The organism is Mesorhizobium sp. M7A.F.Ca.CA.002.09.1.1, from assembly GCF_003998555.1.
GTDB lineage: Bacteria > Pseudomonadota > Alphaproteobacteria > Rhizobiales > Rhizobiaceae > Mesorhizobium > Mesorhizobium ciceri.
Genome location: NZ_RZRR01000729.1, coordinates 1 through 2934 on the forward strand (window position 1 = coordinate 1; position 2934 = coordinate 2934).

Genomic DNA, 2934 nt, shown 5'->3' on the forward strand with positions numbered 1-2934 from the left:
GCCTTATCTCTGTTATATGGCCGGCGTCTCGGTCGACGATTTCCGTGGCAATGCGGGTGCGACAGCGCGTGAAGGCGCACGCGGCGCGCTGATCTATTCTTCGATCGCCTTCGTGCTCGGCTTCTCGACCGTCTTTGTCGCGCTCGGCGCCGGCGCCTCGACCATCGGCCGGCTGCTGCGCGTCTGGCAGGAGCCGCTGGCCATGGGCGCAGGCGTGCTGATCATCCTCATGGGCCTGAATTTCCTCGGCGTCCTGCGCATTCCGCTGCTGTCACGCGAGGCACGCTTCCAGTCGCAAGGGAAGCCGGCAAGTGCAATCGCGGCCTATGTCATGGGGCTGGCTTTCGCCTTCGGCTGGACGCCGTGCATCGGCCCGGTTCTGGGACCGATCCTGACGCTGGCCGGCGGCCGTGAAACGGTGGGCGAGGGCGCGCTGCTGCTCGCCGCCTATTCGCTGGGGCTGGGCATCCCGTTCCTGATCGCAGCGCTGTTTTCCGGCGCCTTCATGCGCTTCCTCGGCAAATTCCGCGTTCATCTCGGCCGGGTTGAAAAAGCAATAGGCGCGCTGCTGGTTGTCGCTGGCGTGTTTTTCCTCACCGGCGGCGTTCAGACGGTGTCTTACTGGCTGCTGGAGAATTTTCCGCTGCTGGGGCGGTTGGGGTAGGCGTTCGAGCTCAAGCGGGCTTACGGATATTGTTTCACTTGCGTAGTAAGTTCCGGATCGGAATTTCCCCGCTCCATTTGGTCTTACACTGCAATATTGACGTGAGCCTGCAAAAGCTCGCACAATCAATTCAAAGCTTGATATTGTGCAGCATGAGAAGTGGAAAAATTCCTTTTAGATTCGATATTGCCGACTTGCTGGCGCGAGCGCGGAGGCAAGTGGATGGTCGCTTGGGTGACGTGACGATTAACCTCCCATTTATCAGTATCGCTGTCAGCCCGAATGATCGAGAGCGTAAGGTTGCCCGCGAGCTCGTAATTCGGCTCCGGGATCGCAGGATTCTGTCCGCTTGGGAGTGCTGCGATGGCTGCATTGACAATGCGCTCAAGTCGCTTGGGGAAATCAGGCAAACGCTCGTGGACAAACGGGTAGAGCTTGCCGACTTGCAGGATGGGCCGCTGTACTTACTGCTTGACGCGATGGCTCTGGGTATTCGCCAATTTATGACGTTCGAGGAACTGCTCCGGCGCGACGAGAACGCCCCGCTGCATCCACGCTTTGGAGAATTCTATCGACCGCCTGACACCCGGCAGGCTTATTTTGATGCACTGGAGGTGCTCCGCGGGCACCTGAACCGGTGCCTTGGGCAGATCGCTACGATTGCCAAGATGCCAATGGCCGACGAAGGCGTGATTGCCGACTATCAAGGGCCGTGGCAGCTAGAGGCCTATCAGGAGCCGCCAGCTCTGCCCTCTCCTGACAGCTAGCGCTGTCGTTGCAAACGCGAAATCGACTTAGGCAATTGGGGAGGCAGCCTATGTGGAATTGGTTGAGGAAGAAATCGAGCCAGCCTGACCATGAACTCAAGGCCCTGGCTGAGCAATTTGTCCGGCCACAATCGCTCGCTGTAGCGTTGGCCGCATCTGTGCGCGACTACGTCAATGCAGTGAAAGCGGGGAAGTTGTCCTATCCTGCCCATCGCAGAGAGGGCGCAAGCGTTGTCGAGATATGGGCCGACTTGCGGATAGAGGCGATCCACAAACTGTTCAACTTTGGGCAATCGGATGCTTTCCTGTTTTCGGACCATCGCCGGCAGGAAGAATTATTGGCTTGCTTCCTGGACGAGCGAGTTCACCTTGAAATGCCGCAACCTCGCGGAGCGGGGGTTCCCGATACCATACAGGCAATGTGGCAGGTCTACGTCTACCTAAGTGCTGCAGGGTCAGAGGTGGCCGACCGCGAGACGGATCGGGAAGGCCTCAAATTGAAAGGGCGATCCATTCTTGATCGAATGGAATCAGATTGCGCCGACGCAAGGCCGAGATGGGGGGCATTTCGGACGGGCGTGGCGAGCAGCACGGTCCCCCCAACCATGATAGAGCTGCTACATGCGGACGTGACTGCCAAGGCTAAGTCGATCGCACTGTCCAAGGTGTTCGGGCCCTATTATGAGGGCGGGATTAAGCACATGGAGAGTCTGCTTGCCAAACAAGGAAGCGACGTGGCCGCTTTCCAAGCCTCGGTCGAACGACTGCTCGCAGCCAAGGATCCGGACTATCTTACGTCTCGCTAGTGGCAATATCGACCAGCTGCTCGACCCACCTCACCGGAATTTAACCGCATTGGTGCAGCATGGCGCCAGATGCTACCTATCTTCGATTCCTGATCCCTTTTCATATGGTTGTCCTTTCCATGAGCCAGAGATCCTGCCTGTCCGTCATCCTCGCCGCCGGCGAAGGCACGCGCATGAAGAGCGTGCTGCCGAAGGTGCTGCACCAGATTGCCGGGCTGCCGATGGTCGCCCATGTGGTGAAGGCAGCGGAAGAGGCGGGTGCCGGCAGCCAGGCGCTGGTGATCGGCCATGGCGCCGACGAGATGCGCAAGGCGGCGGCAAAGTTCGCGCCCAAGGCCGAGACTTTCGTGCAGGAAAAGCGCCTTGGCACCGCGCACGCCGTGCTTGCCGCGCGCGATGCGATATCAAAGGGTTATGACGATATTCTCGTGATGTTTGGGGACACGCCGCTGATCGACGCAGATGCGCTGACCGTGGCGCGGCTGAAACTGGCTGAAGGCGCTGCCGTCGTCGTGATCGGATTCCGTCCGCCCAGTCCGACTGGTTATGGCCGGTTGATCGAAAAGGACGGCAAGCTGATTGCCATCCGCGAGGAGAAGGACTGCTCCGAGGAGGAGAGGAAAATAACCTTCTGCAATGCCGGCATGATGGCGGTGGCCGGCGCCCATGCGCTGGCGCTGCTCGATCAGGTCGGCAA

Annotated in this window: 4 protein-coding genes; all 4 read left to right on the forward strand. The window is 59.5% G+C overall.

Translation table 11 applies throughout. The features are described from left to right. Window positions 1-664 (forward strand): cytochrome c biogenesis CcdA family protein (locus EN994_RS25230; RefSeq protein ID WP_164746168.1); only part of this gene is annotated, 664 nt, incomplete at its 5' end. A 101-nt stretch (window positions 665-765) separates the two neighbouring features. Next, window positions 766-1431, forward strand: coding sequence for a hypothetical protein (locus tag EN994_RS25235; RefSeq protein WP_127224175.1), 666 nt, complete (start codon window positions 766-768; stop codon window positions 1429-1431). Window positions 1432-1481: 50 nt separating this feature from the next. Then, entirely contained in the window at window positions 1482-2237 is a 756-nt protein-coding gene (locus EN994_RS25240) for a hypothetical protein (protein WP_063167903.1), read from the forward strand. Window positions 2238-2356: 119 nt separating this feature from the next. Next, window positions 2357-2934, forward strand: a 578-nt coding sequence (locus EN994_RS25245) for an NTP transferase domain-containing protein (protein WP_164746169.1), incomplete at its 3' end; no start/stop codon positions are given.

Bases quoted from the DNA above. Each gene is read 5' to 3' on its own strand.
- EN994_RS25240 (WP_063167903.1), top strand. From the start codon at position 1,482: ATGTGGAATTGGTTGAGGAAGAAATCGAGCCAGCCTGACCATGAACTC.